Below are 17,752 nucleotides of genomic sequence, written 5' to 3'. Positions count from 1 at the left end.
AGAAGAAAGGAAGAGAATTTGTTTAAATGGATACTCTCGGTTTTCCTTCTAAGTGCTATCTCTACATCTCTTAGCGCCCTTGATATATCTCTTCAAGGTGCTAAAGAGAACTTTGAAAACTACTCAACACTTCATATAAAAGATAAAAATAAATTTTTATGCCAAGAGATGACAGATGATTTTGATGTAGTGACAAAAATAGTTTGTGCATTTTCTAAAGCTCCCTCTCAAAAACTAAAGACATTGCAAAATGATTTTTTTAAGATAGAAACTCAAATAAAGAAAAAAACATTCTTTTTAATAATCACACCATATAAAAAGATGAAATTATTTCCTGTTATTTTTAACCTAAGTGAAGATGATAGTGTATATAAAACTAATGCAAAACTTTCTCTTCATTGGATGCTTGTTGGTTACAACAAAGAGATTCCATTTATTAATACACAAGAACCTTCAGAGGTTGCAATAAACTTTCCATTTTATCTTGAAAAAGACAAACTACCATATGTTGGAAGTTTAGATATGAAAGGTAATCCTGTACATATACAAGAGATTCAAGATGTAAGTGATTATCTAACTATAAAGCGATTATATAAGGAAAAAAAGTATGAGAAGTGTTTGATTCTTATTAATGAAGTTATGCTTGAATATCCTTCTTCACTTTTCAATGCTGAATTATTATATTATAAAATAAGAGTCAACTCTAAGATTACAGGAAATAGTGATGAAGTGATTGCCCTCTCAAAAGTGTATCTTAGAGAATATTCATCTGATGATAATGTTGCCGAAGTCCTTTCTCTTACTGCTAGAGCTAACTCTCTATCAAATATGAATGCACAGGCAGATTACTTTTTTGATAGGTTATTTAGCGAACATAGAGACTCTCCATATGCAAAATGGGGTTATATATATAAGGGAAATATGCTCGAAGAGTCTGGAGCTTCATCTAAGGCACTTGAATATTATAAAAAAGCTTTAATTGAAACTGCTGATATTGATATTGCTGCTACAGCTGCATTTGCACTAGCACTTAATAAAACCAATAATGGTAATAAGATAGAAGCAAGTAAGTATATAATGAAAATTATTAAAGCTAAACCTAGTTTTTTTGTAACTGAGTACTCAAAAAGTTTAAATATGATGGAAAGCTTTGCTGAAGAGGGTGATTATGAAGCTGCTGCATCTATTGCAATAGCAATTGTAAATGAAACTAATACTGAGTATGATGAGTACGAATCATTGTTAAAAAACATAGGTATTTGGCTTGCAAAAACACCTGAAAAAGAAAAAGCTTTAGCAGCTTTAAATAACTACTTTAAAAAATTTCAAGATGGACTTTATGAAGAAGAAGTACAAGTTGCAAAAGATTCACTATTTTTTGATGTAAGTGATGCAAATGTAAGTACTAAAATTGCTGATTATAATAACTTGATAAATACATATGTAGATGATAGTATAGGTAAGAGAGCTATATACGAAAAAGCAAAACTAATGAATAAAAATAAAATGTTTAGTGATGTTTTAGAGTTTAAAGATGAACTTTTGGCTTTAGATACCACATTGTATCCTGATACTCAGAAGATTGTTGATAATGCTGCTCTAGGGGTTATGGAAATAGCTCTAAAGAATAAAGAATGTTATAGTGTTTTAAAAATATCTAGTGAATATTCTATTAAACTTTCAGATAAATGGGATGATGGATTATATGCTTGTGCTATGAAAGGTGCAGATTTTTCACTTGCTAAAAATATTGCAAGTAAAAATTTGAAATCTGAAAATATGCAGATGAGAAAAAAATGGTTATATCGTCATATTAAAGTTGATTTTGCAACTGGAAACTATAGTGATGTTGTTAAAGCGTCTCAAGAACTAATAACACTTATAGATGATGATAAAGAGTCAAAGTACAAAGATGTGTATAGAGTTCTTTTTGATACCTACGATCGACTTGAAAATGCTAATAAGATGATAGAGTCAATAGTAGATGTTCAAAAGGTGTTTGGCATTAGTTACAAAGATATTGAGAGGTACATCTCAGTAATGGCAATCGGAAGTGATAGAAATGATAATAATTTAGTACTTAAGTATGGTAATGAAGTAATGAGTATACAAAAAGCTTCAGACTCTTATACTCAAAGCCCATTTGTTGAGTTTGCTCTCTATCAAGCTTATATCAGCAAAGATGATTTTAATAAGGCTCTAGAAGTAATAAAGTCACTAGATACAGTAGAGTTAAACAAGGCAAATAGATCAAGACAAAAGTATCTCTTAGGATCTATATATGAGAGATTATGGAGAGGTGAAGAAGCACAAGTGGCTTATCAGGAGTCCATAGATGCAGACCCAGAATCTGCATGGGCGAAACTTGCCAAGGGTGTGAAAGAAGACTAATCTAAGTCTTTAAAAAACTTATTGAACTTCGAGAGAAGTTTTTTATCATCTGTAATATATAAAACTTCGTAATTATCTTTAAAACTTTTTTTAGTCCAATTAGGACTTCCAAAAGCAACAGTTTTTTTATCAAATATTGCTATTTTAGTGTGAAGCTTTTTATCAACTTGTTTTGCTTTGACACTTTTAAACTCAACATCTTTTTTATCATAAAAAACTTTTACTCCAACACCTCTTTTTTGAGCTTTATCTAACAACTTTGCAAGTTTTTTATCTGCAAAATTATACATAGCTATATCAATACTATACTTAGAAGTTTTTATAAGTTTTTCAATATCACTTTTAGCTTTTTTAGCATCTTGGGGAAAAAAATAAAGAGAATTTTCGGCATATAGACTTATGCTGATTAGTAGTATTAAAAATAGTTTCATGTTAGCAATCTTTCTAGTTCTTCAAGTTTTGCAGATGTTATATTCTCAAACTGTGTACGGTTAAAAGTTTGTTGTCTTTTTGCAAGTTGAGCGGTGTGAATTGAAATTAGTTCTAACATCTCATCCTGTGTTATTTTTCCATCTAGATAATCAAGAACTTCTACAATTCCGATAGAGCCCATAGAGTTAGGCAGTCTTGTATACTTTTGTTCTAGGTAGGAAACCTCGTCTATTAGTCCCATACTTAGCATCTTATGACTTCTTTTTGATATTCTATCTCTTAGAATATCTCTATCTACATCTATATTGTAAATGTCTAATTTCTCTATAATTGGTTTTGGTGGATTTTGTTTAAACCACTCAGTTGGTGATAGGGAAGAAGCTTCATATATAAGCAGTGCTTTTTCTATTCTATAAGAATCATTTTGGCTTATGTTTTTCATATAAACAGAGTCTATACTTACAAGTAAGTCATAACAAGATTGAAGATCTTCAAGATCTTTTTTTACTTTTGCTTGTATCTTGGCATCTATGATTGGTAGATTAGATAAGCCATGTAAAAGTGATTTTAGATAAAAAGAAGTACCACCAACAATGATAAGATTTTTACCTTCTTTTTCACATAAATCTTTAACATCTTTATAGATATCTATAAAGACATCAACACTAAAATAATCATCAGGATTTAGTACATTTATACCAAAATGTTTAACCTGTGAAAGTTCTTCTTTTGAAGGTTTAGCGGAGACAATATCAATCTCTTTATAGATGCTAAGTGAGTCGATAGAGAGTATGTACGCATCTATTTTTTGAGCGATTTTTATTGCTAAATCACTCTTCCCTGATGCTGTTGGTCCTATGATTGCAAGTTGTTTTATAGGTTTATTCATGGCAAAATTATATCATTTTAAATCAAGTTTGGGTAAAATAGAACAAAAATATTCTAAGGTAAATAGTTGCAAAGATATATTAATAAAATAAAAGACTTTAACGAACTAGTTATGTTCGAACACTCTATTTTCTCACTACCATTTATATTTATAGCGATGATAGTTGCAGCAGATGGCTGGTTTGGCTTTTGGCTCCTATTTATGGGAGCATTAGCAGCAGTTAGTGCGAGAAATTTTGCTATGGGTTTAAATAGATATGCTGATAGAGACATAGATGCAGCTAACCCTAGAACAGAGTCTCGTCCAAATGTTGATGGAAGATTAGATGCAACAAGTATTATGATTTTTATTCTTGTGAATGCTTTTGTATTTATCGTAATAGCATATATGATAAATGACTTAGCACTATATATGAGTGTTCCAATCCTTTTTGTTCTTGGATCTTATTCATACTTTAAAAGATTCTCACACTTAGCACATATAGTTCTTGGTATCTCTCTTGGTCTTGCTCCTATTGCTGGTGTTGTAGCAGTTCAAGCCAGTATTCCTGCTTGGTCTGTTATTCTTAGTCTTGGTGTAATTTTTTGGGTTGCAGGCTTTGATTTGTTATACTCTTTACAAGATATAGATTTTGATAAACAAAATAATTTATACTCTATCCCTTCTCGTTATGGTGCAGATGCTACGCTTTTTATCTCATCACTGTTTCACATGTTAAGTGTAATATTTTGGGCTCTTTTTGTTTGGGTTGCAGGACTTGGAATCTTTGCTTATCTAGCAGTTATTCTTAGTGCTGTTATGCTTGGATATGAGCATAAGTTAGTTAGAAAAGATTTTACTCAAATTGATCGTGCTTTTTTTACCGTTAATGGTTATCTAGGTATTGCATTTTTTGTTTTAATCGTATTAGATAAGGTCGCAGCATGAGTATTCGCCTAGTATCAGCTCCTATTAGTTTAGTTTATGACGAAGCGAGTTTAGATAAAGAGGCATACCTTAGGGAATATTCAGAGTTAAGTGAGAGTGATGATGATCCAATCAGTCAATGGTTGAAACTTGCAAAAGGTAGAGGTGAAACTTCTGAGACTGACCCAGTTTTACTAAACCTTGTAGTAGAACTTCATAGAAAAGTAGATGCTCTAGAGATGTTTTTAAAAGATGAAACTCCAAAAAGAATATCTATGACAAATAAGATAAAGATAGAGTCTATTGGTTTTGAACACTTTAAAATAGAGTCTAATGATTTAGAAGTTGGAAAAGAGTACTATGGACGTGTTGAAATGCCAGTTCATCCAAAAAGAGATGTTCCTATCTTTTTTAAAGCTATTGATGAATCACTGTGTGAGATAGTAAAAATGCATGAACGTGATGAAAAAGAATGGGGTGTATATTTGACAGCAAGAGAGAGAGTCTTAATTCGTGAGGCAAAAGCTAAATGAAATATGCACAAATGATAAATATTGAGCATATTCTAGTTGCAATGGCCGCTATAATTCTTTATCTTCTTTATTATGTATTTACAAAAGATTCAGAATATCATAAAAACATTCGCTCTGTTGCATCTGTGGTTGAAGATTTAAATAGAGAGATTTTTTATCTCAAAAAAGAGCTTACAGATACTCAAAAAAATATTAAAAGTAATACTAGCCGTATGAGTGATGAAGAGATATATGAAGAGGTTGAGAGATCAGTATATGATATGGTTAAACCTCTCTCTGTTGGAGTACAAAGACTAGAAGATACACTTGTTACTATAGATGAGCAGATGAACCTAAGAATATCATCTCTAGAGAATGGAGTTAAACAAATATCAATTCCTACTTCAGTTCATGGAAATGATGACCAAAAAATTATTTCGTTGTTTAAACAAGGTGTTTCACTAGATACTATTTCTAAAGAATTACATATCTCAAAAGCAGAAGTTGAGTTTGTTCTTAAAATAAATAAAATCAAATAGGAACTAATGTGGCGGATAGAAAACTCTTTACATTAGTCTCTATATTGATATTTATAAGTATAGTTCTAACATATTCTTTATCTGCATATACAACTCTTCTTTTTGGAGTAAATGAGTTTCATTTTGCTATAAGACAGACACTTTTTGGATTTGTAGGTATTATAATTATGTGGTCATTAGCTCAGTTAGACCCAGATAAATGGTTAAGTCCAATAGGTTTTACTCTTTTTATTGGCTCTACTGTTTTGATGGTTGCTATGCCATTTCTACCAGAGTTTTTGGTTTCAGCCGTTGGTGGAGCAAAAAGATGGATAAAGTTATTTGGTTTTTCTCTTGCTCCAGTTGAGTTTTTTAAAGTTGGATTCGTATACTTTTTGTCATGGAGTTTTTCAAGAAAACTAGGGCACCATGATGGTATGGGCATTGGTGCGGAGTTTAAGCGTTTTATCCCATATGCGCTTGTATTTGTTGGTGCTATGTTTATGATTGCATTTATTCAAAATGACTTAGGTCAGGTTGTCGTTCTAGGAATGACTCTACTTTTTATGCTTATGTTTGCAGGAAGTAGTTTTAGATTTTTCCTCTCACTACTTTCAATTGCATTAGTGTTTTTTCTATTTTTTATAATGACAGCAGAACATAGAATAATACGTATAAAATCATGGTGGGCATTAGCTCAAAATAGTGTCCTAGAGCTTTTCCCTGCATCTATAGCTGAGAAGTTAAGAGTGCCAACTGAAATAGAACCATACCAAATAGGACACTCTTTAAATGCGATTCATAATGGTGGAATATTTGGAACAGGATTAGCTGGCGGTACTTTTAAACTTGGATTTCTAAGTGAAGTTCATACAGACTTTGTTTTAGCAGGATTAGCAGAAGAGTTTGGCTTCTTTGGTGTTTTGTTTGTTGTAATACTTTTTTTATGGATATTGCAAAGAATATTTAAAGTAGCAAATCGTTCAAGAGATAGAAGTATGTATCTTTTCTCTTTAGGAGTTGGTCTATTACTATCCTTTGCCTTTTTGGTAAATGCCTATGGTATAAGTGGAATCACTCCTATTAAAGGTATTTCAGTTCCATTTTTAAGTTATGGTGGTTCTGCTATTATTGCAGAATCTATTGCTGTTGGAATGGTCCTAATGGCTTCAAGAAAAGCAAAAATGGAGCAAATATAAGATGGTGAGAATTTGAAGATATGTATAACTGGCGGTGGAACTGGTGGACACTTGATGATAGCACAGGCTCTTGTTGAAGCTGCAGTAAAACAAGGACATGAAGCTATCTTTATAGGTTCTATGAGTGGACAAGATAGAAAGTACTTTGAAGATAGAAGCTCTTTTTCTCATGTGTATTTTTTAGAAACTACAGGTGTTGTAAACCAAAAAGGTCTTGGTAAGTTTAAAGCTTTATACAAAGTGTTTCGTGCCTTGTTAAAATCAAGAGCAATACTTAAAAAACATAAAATTCAAGCAACATATAGTGTTGGTGGTTTTTCAGCTGCTCCTGCATCTTTTGCATCTGTTAGTAAAACAATACCACTTTTTATACATGAGCAAAATGCAGTTGAGGGAAGACTAAATTCACTTTTAAAACCCTTTGCAAAAAGGTTTATCTCAGCATATGATGAAAACTCTATAATTAAGGGTTACCCTGTAAAAGAGATTTTTAGTAAATCTGCAAGAGTTCGTACAAGTTTAGAAAGTATTATATTTTTAGGTGGTTCTCATGGTGCAAAATCTATAAATGATTTAGCCCTGAGTTTAGCGACTGAACTTAAAGATAGAGGTATAAAAATTATTCATCAAGCAGGTGAGAATGATTTTGAGAGAGTAAAAGAAGAGTATGCTGACTTAGGCGTAGAAGTAGAACTTTATGCTTTTACAAAAGATTTAGCGACTCTTATAGTAAAAGCAGACTTAGCTGTTAGTCGCGCGGGAGCTAGTACTCTTTGGGAAGCTACTACAAATGGACTTCCTGCTTTTTATGTTCCTTATCCACATGCAGCAGGTGATCATCAGTTTCATAATGCAAGATTTATAGTTGAGAATGAACTTGGGTGGTGCGAGAGAGAGAGTGAAGATTTAAAATCTAAGTTGCTTAGTATTTTAGATGAGCCTCTTGAAGAAAAAAGTAAAAAACTTATAAAATATGCAAGTAGTAATGTTGCAGATAAAATGATAGAAGACGTGGCTAAATTCATAATTTAGATATACAAGAAAAAGGAAAAAAATCTCTATGCCAAATAAAGTTAGTGCTATTTTTTCATATGATAATAAGCAAATAAAATATCACATGATTTGATTGAAATATATTTATATGTTATAGAAAAACTTATACTTAATGATGATAAGATAGATTACTGGAAAAAGTGACCTTATACTTTAAAGAATCTTTTTAACAGACTGTTCAAGAAAAAAAAGATAAAATAAGTAAATAAAATAAATATTGCAAATTGTCAAATTTATTATAAGATATCAAAACTAAGGATATAGTAAGCATAAAAAGGTTGATATATGACAGAGATGATAAATTCACAAATGTTATTCGATTTTGGTGCTGAAAATAAAAATATGACAAAAATAATTTATTCAGATATTAGAAAAAAAGAAGTTAAAAAACTAACCTTAGGTGGTTTATTTGCAGGTATTGGTGGAATTGAATTGGGATTTAAAAAAGTTGGCTTTGATATTTCTTGGGCTAATGAAATAGATAAAAATGCTGCGATAACTTATAGAGCAAACCACAAACACAAACTATTTGAAAAAGATTTAAAAGATTTAAAGACAAGTGAAGTTGAAAAAATTGATATATTAACAGGCGGATTTCCATGTCAAGCATTTTCTATTGCTGGTCAGAGAAAAGGGTTTGAAGATGATAGAGGAAATTTATTTTTTGAGATATTAAGATTTATTGATGACTTAGAACCAAAAATTATATTTTTAGAGAATGTAAAAAACTTGCAAGGACATGATAAAGGTAATACCTTTAAAAGAATATTGAATGAACTAAAGGATAGAGGCTTTCATGTTAAAAGTAAAGTATTAAATAGCTCTGAATATGGAAATACGCCACAGAATAGGGAAAGAATATATATTGTTGGCTTTAAAGACGAAAATATATTTAATAATTTTGAATTTCCTAAACCAAAAAAATTAACTAAGAAAATAGAAGATTTGATAGATAATGAAGCAGAAGAAAAATTTTATTATACAAACAGTAGATATTACAAGCAACTAAAAGAAGAAATGAAAAATAGAGATACTATTTATCAATGGAGAAGAGTGTACGTAAGAGAAAATAAAAGTAAATTATGTCCAACTTTAACTGCGAATATGGGTACTGGTGGTCATAATGTTCCCTTAATAATTGATAAAAAAGATATTAGAAAATTAACACCAAGAGAGTGTGCAAGATTTCAAGGCTATGATGACACTTTTATTTTAAGTGATAAACTTGCAAATTCACATATATATAAACAAATTGGCAACTCTGTTACAGTCCCTGTTATTGTTGAAATTGCAAAAAAAATCAAGGAAGCTCTTAAATATGGATGAAAGTGAATTAGTACAGGAACTAATAAATAAAAATTATGTAAAAAGTAAAGTAAAAGAAATTGCTCTTTCACATGGATTAACAGAAGCTCAATTAAAAAAATTTTACAGTATGAAGTTCTTTTCAGAAATTGCAGAAGATTTAAACTTACAAGAGCTAGCAAACTTAAATATTGAAGACATTGCATCAAAAGTACCTGATGAAAAACAACAAAAATTTAAGTTTATTAAAACTGAACTAAAACATATTATTGAAAAGTCACTATATATTGCAATGACTAATGGATTTCCTGTAAATATAAATGATATAGAAAGTGGTGTTATGACGGCAAATGCCGGTGATAGTGCAGAATTTATATTTGTAGCACGTGCGATATTAGCTGGGTTTAATTGTAGTAGTGTCGATGTACGTAGTAGTAGATATGACGCAATTATTGACTACAATAATAAGCTTTTAAGAGTGCAGATTAAAGGTATAAGTACAGGAAGTAATATAAGCTTTAAAGATAGGGACAGAGGGGGTCAAGGTATAGACTATACTCATGAAAGAAATATAGGACAAAGAATTACATCTGAGGATTGCGATATTTATGTAGCTGTAGATAAGCAAGTAGGAATATGTTACATAGTTCCAATGTCTTGGGCTGATTTATTAAGTTTTGAAGATTGTCAAAAGATTAAATTAATAGACATCCCTCACTATAAAGAAAATTGGGATGTTATTAAAAAATTAACTACTTCAGACTAAAAAGTGCCTGTTTATTGGCTTTAATTCTCAATTTAAGTTGATGTGTTTATTGGAATCTATGTGCGAAAGTTGAGTAAAATTAAACCACTGGAAGAGTATTTTTATTCAGAAGATAAGATGCCAAAAGAAATAACAGCATTGTTAAAGGAAAAGAATTAATGATAAGAGAGTTAGCGCAAGATTTAGTAGATTTGATATTTGACTGGGGATATGTTGGCATCTTTTGTCTTATGGCAGTAGAAAGTTCGTTTATCCCTTTTCCTAGTGAAATTATTCTAATACCAGCAGGATACTTAGCATCTAAGGGAGATATGAGTTTAGGCATGATAATGTTTAGTGGTTTGGGTGGTTCTATGGTTGGTGCTTTCATCAACTACTATCTAGCTCTTACTCTTGGCAGAAAAATTCTTAAAAAATATGGAAAATACTTTTTTATAAAAGAGAGTGCTTTAGATAAGATGGATACATTCTTTGAAAAACATGGACATATATCTACTTTTACAGGAAGATTAATTCCAGGAATAAGACAGTTGATATCTATTCCAGCTGGGATTGCTCGTATGAATTTAGTTGTGTTTTCAACTTATACAGCACTAGGTGCTGGTATCTGGGCGTTTATATTAACAATGTTAGGTTATTCTATCGGAGAAAATCAAGAGTTGATTGATACATATTTAAAACAAATTACTATAGGTGTTTTAATTGTGTTAATCTTATTAGGGTCTTGGTATGTTTATTATCAGAGAAGTAGAGGAGTAAAAAGTGAATAGTTCAGATTTTATGTTTGGGGCAGGTTTTTTTGGAACAAGAGCACCCATATTTATGGATGTAGTGACTTTAATAGTTGCATTGTTACCTTTGTTAGTAGCGAGTGCTATCTATTTGGCTATAACTAAAAGATATAAAGCGCATGCTTATGCACAGATAGCTATATTTGCTTTTTCTGTTATTGTCCTTGGATATTTTGAGACAGGGGTTAGAATGGTTGGAGGCTTTAGTTTTTTTATGCAAGAGAGTGGAGTTTCACATAACTATGCTCTAATCGTTCTTGTTTCTCATATAGCTATATCAGTAATTACATTAACAGTTTGGAGTGTAAATATTTTTATGGCAAAGAAGCAACTACAATTAAATAAACATAAAAAAGCTGGACTTATGACATTTACTGGAGTTGTAATGACTTCACTAACTGGCATCTGGGTTTACTTTTTGATGTTTGTCTACTAGTTTATAGTCCTCTGAGACTAATAAAGAAATTTTAAAAAATTATAAATTCTAAAGGAAATAAATGATTGAATTAGAAACACAAGCACCTGGATTTTGCTTACCAAACCAAGATGATATTGAAATATGTTTAAGAGATTTAAAGGGTAAGTGGATAGTTCTATATTTTTATCCAAGAGATAACACTCCTGGATGTACTACTGAAGCTTGTGAGTTTACCGAGGCTGCTCCAGACTTTTCAGAATTAGATGCAATAATTATAGGTGTAAGTGCAGATTCTACTAAAAAACACCGTAATTTTATAGAAAAAAAAGAGTTGGGTATTACACTTTTAAGTGACGAAGATACATCAATGATGCAAGAGTATGGTGTTTGGCAGTTAAAGAAAAATTACGGCAAAGAGTATATGGGAATTGTTCGTACAACTTTGATTATAAACCCAGAGGGCGTTATAAAAGCTCTATTTGAAAAAGTAAGAGTTAAAGATCATGTTTTAAAAGTTAAGCAAAAGCTTGAAGAACTTAGAGCTCTTTAATATAAACCTCTCTATCTCCTCTATCTTTTGTACTTACCGTTTTGATAAAGTGCAAGTTTAGTCTTTGTATACATTTAAGAGAAGATACATTCTCTTTGTGTACTAAAGCCAAAACTCTTTTTTCTTTCAACTCATTTTTTACAAAATCAATTTGAGCTTTTCCTATTTCAGAAGCGTATCCTTTTCCCCAATATGTTTCAGCTAAAATAAATCCAAATTCATAATCAACTTGACCTAAATAACTGCATTTTAAAACACCAGCAAGCCCAATAATCTCGCCACTCTCTTTTTCAACAAGTGTATTAAGCCCAAGTTTAGAGTCTAAATAACAACTATTTTTTATAAACGCTTTTGTTTCTTGCAAGTTAAAAAGTTCTTTTCCAAAAGTATTTTTAACTACATTTTTATTGCTAAATATTTCACGATGCAAAGTATTAGCATCTTCTATCTTCGACGTTCTAAGTATTAATCTATCTGATTGTAATATTATCATGGGCATATTTTAGCGAATTTTATTCTATATGCAATAAATAATAATCTTTATATAAACTTATATTAAATATAATTAAGACGTATATATAAATAATAAATTAAGGACAAGAAATGAGAATAATTTTTCCAACTGATGAAGATATGGGTTATTTAAGTAAAAGAGGTGCTCACTTTGGTAAAGCGAAATTTTACACAATTATAACCCTAGAAGATAATGAAATAGTGAAGGTAGATGTTGAAGTTAATCAAGGTCATACTTCTGGAGCTTGTACAAATGCTGTAAGTAATATAATGAGTCTCAACCCTTCTGCTTTAATCGTAAGTGGAATAGGTGGTTCACCTGCCCAAGGTTTTAAGAAAGCTGGGCTTGATCTTTTCTTCGATTCAAAGAGTAAGACTGTAAAAGATTCACTTGATATGTTTATAGCAAATAAGTTAGAAAAGAGTAGTGGCGAAGGAACTTGTTCTAGCCATTAAATATTTCATAAATACAAAAAGCTATATTTAAATATATTTTGAGTATAATTCGCGGATTTTTCTTCTATAAATTTACAAGAAAATATTAACAGGTATGTGTCAAAAGTTAGTGCAACTTCCTCTTTAGGATAGTATTGTCCGACATTACCAAAGCTAACTAACAAAACTCTGGCTTGAAACAATAGCCTTTAAGGATTACCTATGGTAACTATGAAAGACCTTTTAGAATGTGGTGTACACTTTGGACACCAAACTCGTCGTTGGAACCCGAAAATGAAAAAATATATCTTCGGTGTTCGTAAGAATATTTATATTATTGACTTACAAAAGACTCTTCGTTATTTCCGTAACACGTATACAATCGTTATGGACGCAGCTGCTGAAGGGCAAACTGTATTATTTGTTGGTACTAAAAAACAAGCTCGTAACTCTGTAAGAGATGCTGCTATCGCTTGTGGTATGCCATACGTTGATAACAGATGGTTAGGTGGTATGCTTACTAACTTCCCAACTATTCAAAAGTCTATTCGTAAACTTGACGTTATTACTGAAATGCAAGAAAATGGTCAAATTGATCTTCTTACGAAAAAAGAAGCTTTAATGCTTGCTCGTAAAAAAGAAAAACTTTCTGCATACTTCGGTGGTATCCGTAACATGAAGAAACTTCCAGATATGCTTTTTGTTGTAGATGCAGTAAAAGAGCACATTGCTGTTTTAGAAGCAAGATGTCTTGGTATTCCAGTTGTTGCTCCACTAGATACTAACTGTGACCCAGATTTAATCACTTACCCAATTCCTGGTAATGATGATGCAATTCGTTCAATTCAACTTTTCTGTCGTGAAATGACAGCTGCAATCAACGAAGGTAAAGCTCTTAGAGATGCACCTGCTGAAGAAGAAGTAGTTGAAGAAGAAGTAGCAACTGAAGAAACTGTTGAGGCACCTGAAGCACCAGCAGTAGCAAAAGAGGAAGCATAATTATGGCAGCTATAACGGCGGGAATGGTTAAGGAACTGCGTCAGGCAACTGACGCACCTATGATGGATTGTAAAAAAGTTTTAGTAGAAGCTGATGGAGACATGGCTAAAGCAACTGAACTTTTAAAAGAACGTGGTATTGCTAAAGCAGCTAAAAAAGCTGATAGAGTTGCTGCAGAAGGTCTTGCTGGTTTCAAAATCGCTGATGACTTCTCTAAAGCTACTGTAGTTGAAATCAACTCTGAAACTGACTTCGTTGCTCAAAATGAAGGTTTCCAAAATCTTGTAAAAGATACAGCTTCTGAGATTTACAATACTCAACCTGCTGATGTAGATGCTCTAATGAATAGTGACTTTGGAACTTCTTTTAAAGCTATTGTTACTAAAATTGGTGAGAAAATTGAAGTTCGTCGTTTTGGTACACTTACAGCTGACGCAACAACTGCTCTTAATGGTTATATTCACTCTAACAACCGTATTGGTGTAGTAATTACTGCAAACTGTGATAGTGAAAAAACTGCTCAAGGTTTGAGAGATACACTTAAGCAAGTTGCAATGCATGCATCTGCAATGAAACCAACTACTTTAAGCTACAAAGATTTTGATGCTGAGTATGTTGAAACTGAGACTAAGGGTAGAATCGAAGTTATCAAAAAAGATAATGTAGAACTATCTCGTCTTAAAAAACCTCTTAAAAATGTACCTTTATACATTTCTATGAGTCAATTAACTCCTGAGGTTCTAGCTGCTGCTGAAGATAATATCAAAGCAGAGTTAAAAGCTCAAAACAAACCTGAAAAAATCTGGAATAAAATTGTTCCTGGTCAATTAGCTCGTTTTATTGATGATAATACGACTCTAGATAAAGAACAAGCTCTACTAGATCAAACTTATGTTTTAAATGACAAATTAACAGTTGCACAAGCTATTGATGAAGCTGCTAAAGCACTTGGTGGAACTGCTGAAATTACAGAGTTCATTCGCCTTGAAGTTGGTGAAGGAATCGAGAAAAAAGAAGAGGACTTCGCTGCAGAAGTTGCTTCTCAAATGGCATAAAGAGTTCATTAAAAAACTCTAAAATATGCTTAGGGGTTGAAGCTTTTTAGCTTTAACCCCTTTTTTTTTACCTTCCCTCTTCATTATTAATAAATCTCATACCTCAATATTCATTTTTCTTATTTTTATCACATTAATTTAATACCTGATTTTATGCAAATATAAAGAAATATAATAGTAGAATAATATAATTTCCTCGAAAGGGTTCTTATTTATGGTAACTATAACCGTTGATGGCAAAGAGTTAAAAGTAAAAGATGATGTGATGCTCATAGAGGAGCTGTTAGCAAATAGTATTAGTATACCCCATTTCTGTTATCATCCTGCACTTGGTAAAGATGGTAACTGTAGAATGTGTATGGTTGAGATTAAAGGTCAAAAGAGGCCTCAGATTGCCTGTGATACACCTATAAAAGATGGCATGGTTATAAGCACGAAAAGTGACTCTATACAAGAGGTTAAACGTTCTATCTTAGAACTCGAACTAATTAACCATCCTGTTGACTGTTCAGTTTGTGATCAATCTGGAGAGTGCTCACTTCAAAACTATTATATGGATGTTGGTCTTTATGAAAGTAGACTAAGCACTACAAAAGTACATTCTAGAAAAAAAGTAGATCTAGGGGCAAATGTAGTTCTTGATCAAGAACGCTGTGTCTTATGTACTCGCTGTGTTAGATTTACAAAAGAGATTACAAAAACAAGAGAATTGGGTATTTTAAATAGAACTGACCACTCTGTAATAGCAACTTTTGAAGATCAACCTTTAACAGATCCATACGCTATGAATGTAGTTGATTTATGTCCTGTAGGTGCATTAACAAGTAAGGACTTTCGTTTTAATAAAAGAGTTTGGTTTTTAGAACCAGAAGAATCAATATGTAATAGATGTGCTAAAGCCTGTAGCATATATGTAGATCATCACAAAGCAAAGTATGAAGCTGATGCAATTTTCAGATATAGACCTAGATTTAACCCTAAGGTTAATGGATACTTTATCTGTGATGTTGGAAGACTAAGTTACAAAATAGAAAATGAAAATAGACTCTCTGTCGCTCTTATAAATAATGAACAAAATAACTACGATGAAACTAGCAAAGAGTTAAAATCACTTTTAGCCAAACATAAATCTAAAATACTTTTTCTTATATCTCCCTCACTATCTTTAGAAGAGATGCTAATGATAAAGAAACTAGAAAAATTTTATGATGCACAAATAAGTGGTTACGATGTAAATGAGTATGATAAAGATTTTGGAGATGATTATTTAAAGTGTAATGATTTATCAACAAATAGAAGAGGACTAAATCTTTTAAATATAGACGAAAATGAAAATATTTTAAAAGAAGCACTCTCCGGGTCAGAGATAGTAGTTTTTATTGGCAGAGATGATATAGAGATTTTAGATAATTATAAAAATATTCAAAGTCAAATCTGTATAAGTTCTAGTACACCAAAAAATCCACAGAGTTATAATATTTATCTTCCAGTCTTAACACATACAAGTAAAGAAGGCTCATACATAAATATAGATGGATACCTTCAATTTAGCAAAGCAAAAGTACTAAGCCAAAATGATACAAAAAATCTTATAGAAGTAGCATCTGAGCTTTTAGATGAAAAAGTTCTGAGCTGTGAACAAATATACAAAGATGAGTTGAGTAAAATGGTAGATAATATAACTTTTAATGAAATAAAAATACAATCAAGAAAATTGAGTAGTATATGAGTTTATTATGGATATAGCTACTGTAAGTATTGTTATTATTAACATTGTAATTGCCATTATTTTATCTTTGGCATTTGTTCCTATCTTAGTATGGATGGAGAGACGTGTTGCTGGATTTATTCAAGATAGACTAGGCCCTAATAGATGCCATATTGGTGGTATGAGACTTGGAGGTTTAGTTCAGTCATTTGCAGATATGCTAAAGCTCGTATTTAAAGAAGATTATAGACCTGACTCTATAAAAGAAAAATTACTTTTTACTCTTTCCCCGGCTATTGTATTTGCAACTTCATTTTTGACATTTATGGTAATTCCTTTTTCTGATGATTTAACTATTGGAGCAAAAACTTATATGATGCAGGCACTACCAATAGATTTGGGGATACTTTGGATTTTAGCTTTTGCAGGATTAAGTGTATATGGAATCATATTAGGCGGTTGGGCAAGTAATAACAAATATAGCCTTTTAGGTGGTGTTAGAGCAGCTGCTCAGGTTATTAGTTATGAAGCAACTATGGGTTTATCTATTATATCTATCCTTATAGTTTACGGTTCTGTAAATCTTGGAGATATGGTTAGGTTTCAAGGTGAATTGCTGTGGGGATTTATCCCTGCTTGGGGTGTTATACTTCAACCAGTTTCGGCTATTTTATTTATAATTACTGCATTTGCCGAGACAAATCGTGCTCCTTTTGATATTGCTGAGGGCGAGAGTGAGATAGTAGGTGGTTTTCACACTGAGTACAGTGCGATGAGATTTGGTCTGTTCTTTGTTGGTGAATATGTAGCAATGAGTGCTGCAAGTGCTCTGATAGTAACTCTATTTTTTGGTGGTTATCAAATTCCTTGGTTAAATACTGAAGCTCTTAAAGACAATATTCAAACTGTATTAATTTCTACCATTGTGATTATGCCAATAATAAGTTTTTTCTTTGCAAGATGGATAAAAAGAAATAATGTCTGGCCTGTAAAAGATGATCCTAGAGCGAAAGAAACAGGAAGATTATTAAAAGTCTTGATATTTATAAACGTTTTAATTGTTTTGTCTCTAGCCTTGATTTTAGCTTTTGGTATTAGCTCAAATGGAGTAAATATTTCAGTCGCTCTAATTCAGTTTATAACTTTTGTTGCTAAGTTAATTGTAATGAATTTCTTTTTCATTTTAGTAAGATGGACTCTTGTCAGATTTAGATATGACCAAGTTCAAGACCTTGGATGGAAAATACTTCTTCCTATCTCTATCGCAAATATATTCGTAACAGCTATATTTGTAGTTGCCTTTGGAGGTTAG

General features: G+C 31.6%; 19 protein-coding genes. 16 read left to right on the top strand and 3 right to left on the bottom strand.

Annotated elements, in window-relative coordinates; all coding sequences use genetic code 11:
* The first annotated feature begins 18 nt into the window (after nucleotides 1-18).
* On the top strand, nucleotides 19-2,391 hold the full coding sequence (locus QZZ48_RS01600) for a flagellar protein (protein WP_294961119.1): 2,373 nt from the start codon (nucleotides 19-21) through the stop codon (nucleotides 2,389-2,391).
* Here the strand turns inward: QZZ48_RS01600 and QZZ48_RS01595 are convergent.
* Complete coding sequence (locus QZZ48_RS01595) at nucleotides 2,388-2,822, bottom strand: phospholipase D-like domain-containing protein (protein ID WP_294961117.1); 435 nt, start codon at nucleotides 2,820-2,822, stop codon at nucleotides 2,388-2,390. The genes QZZ48_RS01600 and QZZ48_RS01595 overlap by 4 nt on opposite strands.
* Nucleotides 2,819-3,712 carry a tRNA (adenosine(37)-N6)-dimethylallyltransferase MiaA gene (miaA, locus tag QZZ48_RS01590; RefSeq protein WP_294961114.1) on the bottom strand — a complete coding sequence of 298 codons (894 nt, stop codon included), beginning with the start codon at nucleotides 3,710-3,712 and terminating at the stop codon, nucleotides 2,819-2,821. Before miaA ends, QZZ48_RS01595 begins: the two co-directional genes overlap by 4 nt.
* A 66-nt stretch (nucleotides 3,713-3,778) precedes the next feature.
* Here miaA and mqnP point away from each other — a divergent pair, with 66 nt between their 5' ends.
* From mqnP to bcp, 10 genes are all read left to right on the top strand, one after another.
* Nucleotides 3,779-4,639 carry a menaquinone biosynthesis prenyltransferase MqnP gene (gene mqnP / locus QZZ48_RS01585; RefSeq protein ID WP_294961112.1) on the top strand — a complete coding sequence of 287 codons (861 nt, stop codon included), beginning with the start codon at nucleotides 3,779-3,781 and terminating at the stop codon, nucleotides 4,637-4,639.
* Nucleotides 4,636-5,151 (top strand): hypothetical protein, encoded by a 516-nt coding sequence (locus tag QZZ48_RS01580; protein ID WP_294961109.1) that lies wholly within the window; start codon nucleotides 4,636-4,638, stop codon nucleotides 5,149-5,151. The genes mqnP and QZZ48_RS01580 overlap by 4 nt, the downstream gene beginning before the upstream one ends.
* The gene (locus tag QZZ48_RS01575) at nucleotides 5,148-5,669 is read left to right on the top strand and encodes a hypothetical protein (protein WP_294961107.1); all 522 of its coding nucleotides are present in this window, start codon (nucleotides 5,148-5,150) and stop codon (nucleotides 5,667-5,669) included. Before QZZ48_RS01580 ends, QZZ48_RS01575 begins: the two co-directional genes overlap by 4 nt.
* Before the next feature lie 8 nt (nucleotides 5,670-5,677).
* Nucleotides 5,678-6,847: an FtsW/RodA/SpoVE family cell cycle protein gene (locus QZZ48_RS01570; RefSeq protein WP_294961105.1), complete on the top strand. Its 1,170-nt coding sequence runs from the start codon at nucleotides 5,678-5,680 to the stop codon at nucleotides 6,845-6,847.
* A 12-nt stretch (nucleotides 6,848-6,859) separates the two neighbouring features.
* Nucleotides 6,860-7,879 carry an undecaprenyldiphospho-muramoylpentapeptide beta-N-acetylglucosaminyltransferase gene (gene murG / locus QZZ48_RS01565; RefSeq protein WP_294961104.1) on the top strand — a complete coding sequence of 340 codons (1,020 nt, stop codon included), beginning with the start codon at nucleotides 6,860-6,862 and terminating at the stop codon, nucleotides 7,877-7,879.
* Between the two features lie 363 nt (nucleotides 7,880-8,242).
* Nucleotides 8,243-9,226: a DNA cytosine methyltransferase gene (locus tag QZZ48_RS01560; RefSeq protein ID WP_294961182.1), complete on the top strand. Its 984-nt coding sequence runs from the start codon at nucleotides 8,243-8,245 to the stop codon at nucleotides 9,224-9,226.
* Nucleotides 9,219-9,971: a group I intron-associated PD-(D/E)XK endonuclease gene (locus QZZ48_RS01555; protein ID WP_294961102.1), complete on the top strand. Its 753-nt coding sequence runs from the start codon at nucleotides 9,219-9,221 to the stop codon at nucleotides 9,969-9,971. The genes QZZ48_RS01560 and QZZ48_RS01555 overlap by 8 nt, the downstream gene beginning before the upstream one ends.
* Before the next feature lie 158 nt (nucleotides 9,972-10,129).
* Nucleotides 10,130-10,741 (top strand): DedA family protein, encoded by a 612-nt coding sequence (locus QZZ48_RS01550; protein ID WP_294961099.1) that lies wholly within the window; start codon nucleotides 10,130-10,132, stop codon nucleotides 10,739-10,741.
* Nucleotides 10,734-11,198 carry a DUF420 domain-containing protein gene (locus QZZ48_RS01545; RefSeq protein WP_294961096.1) on the top strand — a complete coding sequence of 155 codons (465 nt, stop codon included), beginning with the start codon at nucleotides 10,734-10,736 and terminating at the stop codon, nucleotides 11,196-11,198. The genes QZZ48_RS01550 and QZZ48_RS01545 overlap by 8 nt, the downstream gene beginning before the upstream one ends.
* Nucleotides 11,199-11,259: 61 nt before the next feature.
* Nucleotides 11,260-11,730, top strand: coding sequence for a thioredoxin-dependent thiol peroxidase (gene bcp, locus QZZ48_RS01540; RefSeq protein WP_294961094.1), 471 nt, complete (start codon nucleotides 11,260-11,262; stop codon nucleotides 11,728-11,730).
* On the opposite strand, the gene QZZ48_RS01535 is transcribed toward bcp, so the two are convergent.
* Complete coding sequence (locus tag QZZ48_RS01535; RefSeq protein WP_294961091.1) at nucleotides 11,717-12,223, bottom strand: GNAT family N-acetyltransferase; 507 nt, start codon at nucleotides 12,221-12,223, stop codon at nucleotides 11,717-11,719. The two genes, bcp and QZZ48_RS01535, sit on opposite strands and share 14 nt — an antisense overlap.
* A 110-nt stretch (nucleotides 12,224-12,333) precedes the next feature.
* Between QZZ48_RS01535 and QZZ48_RS01530 the strand changes: the two genes are divergently transcribed.
* The 5 genes from QZZ48_RS01530 to QZZ48_RS01510 all read left to right on the top strand — a co-directional run bounded on the left by QZZ48_RS01530 (nucleotide 12,334) and on the right by QZZ48_RS01510 (nucleotide 17,752).
* Entirely contained in the window at nucleotides 12,334-12,699 is a 366-nt protein-coding gene (locus QZZ48_RS01530; RefSeq protein WP_294961089.1) for a NifB/NifX family molybdenum-iron cluster-binding protein, read from the top strand.
* A 201-nt stretch (nucleotides 12,700-12,900) separates the two neighbouring features.
* The gene (gene rpsB, locus QZZ48_RS01525) at nucleotides 12,901-13,677 is read left to right on the top strand and encodes a 30S ribosomal protein S2 (RefSeq protein ID WP_294961088.1); all 777 of its coding nucleotides are present in this window, start codon (nucleotides 12,901-12,903) and stop codon (nucleotides 13,675-13,677) included.
* Between the two features lie 2 nt (nucleotides 13,678-13,679).
* Complete coding sequence (gene tsf / locus QZZ48_RS01520; protein WP_294961086.1) at nucleotides 13,680-14,732, top strand: translation elongation factor Ts; 1,053 nt, start codon at nucleotides 13,680-13,682, stop codon at nucleotides 14,730-14,732.
* A 214-nt stretch (nucleotides 14,733-14,946) separates the two neighbouring features.
* Entirely contained in the window at nucleotides 14,947-16,461 is a 1,515-nt protein-coding gene (locus tag QZZ48_RS01515; protein WP_294961084.1) for a 2Fe-2S iron-sulfur cluster-binding protein, read from the top strand.
* Between the two features lie 7 nt (nucleotides 16,462-16,468).
* Entirely contained in the window at nucleotides 16,469-17,752 is a 1,284-nt protein-coding gene (locus QZZ48_RS01510; RefSeq protein ID WP_294961082.1) for a complex I subunit 1 family protein, read from the top strand.

It is taken from the genome of Sulfurimonas sp. (assembly GCF_016744025.1).
Classification (GTDB): domain Bacteria; phylum Campylobacterota; class Campylobacteria; order Campylobacterales; family Sulfurimonadaceae; genus Sulfurimonas.
Note: the sequence above shows the minus strand (reverse complement) of the source record. Positions and strands in the feature narration are given on the sequence as shown.

Bases quoted from the DNA above. Each gene is read 5' to 3' on its own strand.
- QZZ48_RS01595 (WP_294961117.1), bottom strand. From the start codon at position 2,822: ATGAAACTATTTTTAATACTACTAATCAGCATAAGTCTATATGCCGAA.
- miaA (WP_294961114.1), bottom strand. From the start codon at position 3,712: ATGAATAAACCTATAAAACAACTTGCAATCATAGGACCAACAGCATCA.
- QZZ48_RS01580 (WP_294961109.1), top strand. From the start codon at position 4,636: ATGAGTATTCGCCTAGTATCAGCTCCTATTAGTTTAGTTTATGACGAA.
- QZZ48_RS01575 (WP_294961107.1), top strand. From the start codon at position 5,148: ATGAAATATGCACAAATGATAAATATTGAGCATATTCTAGTTGCAATG.
- QZZ48_RS01560 (WP_294961182.1), top strand. From the start codon at position 8,243: ATGACAAAAATAATTTATTCAGATATTAGAAAAAAAGAAGTTAAAAAA.
- QZZ48_RS01555 (WP_294961102.1), top strand. From the start codon at position 9,219: ATGGATGAAAGTGAATTAGTACAGGAACTAATAAATAAAAATTATGTA.
- QZZ48_RS01550 (WP_294961099.1), top strand. From the start codon at position 10,130: ATGATAAGAGAGTTAGCGCAAGATTTAGTAGATTTGATATTTGACTGG.
- bcp (WP_294961094.1), top strand. From the start codon at position 11,260: ATGATTGAATTAGAAACACAAGCACCTGGATTTTGCTTACCAAACCAA.
- QZZ48_RS01535 (WP_294961091.1), bottom strand. From the start codon at position 12,223: ATGATAATATTACAATCAGATAGATTAATACTTAGAACGTCGAAGATA.
- QZZ48_RS01530 (WP_294961089.1), top strand. From the start codon at position 12,334: ATGAGAATAATTTTTCCAACTGATGAAGATATGGGTTATTTAAGTAAA.
- rpsB (WP_294961088.1), top strand. From the start codon at position 12,901: ATGGTAACTATGAAAGACCTTTTAGAATGTGGTGTACACTTTGGACAC.
- tsf (WP_294961086.1), top strand. From the start codon at position 13,680: ATGGCAGCTATAACGGCGGGAATGGTTAAGGAACTGCGTCAGGCAACT.
- QZZ48_RS01515 (WP_294961084.1), top strand. From the start codon at position 14,947: ATGGTAACTATAACCGTTGATGGCAAAGAGTTAAAAGTAAAAGATGAT.
- QZZ48_RS01510 (WP_294961082.1), top strand. From the start codon at position 16,469: ATGGATATAGCTACTGTAAGTATTGTTATTATTAACATTGTAATTGCC.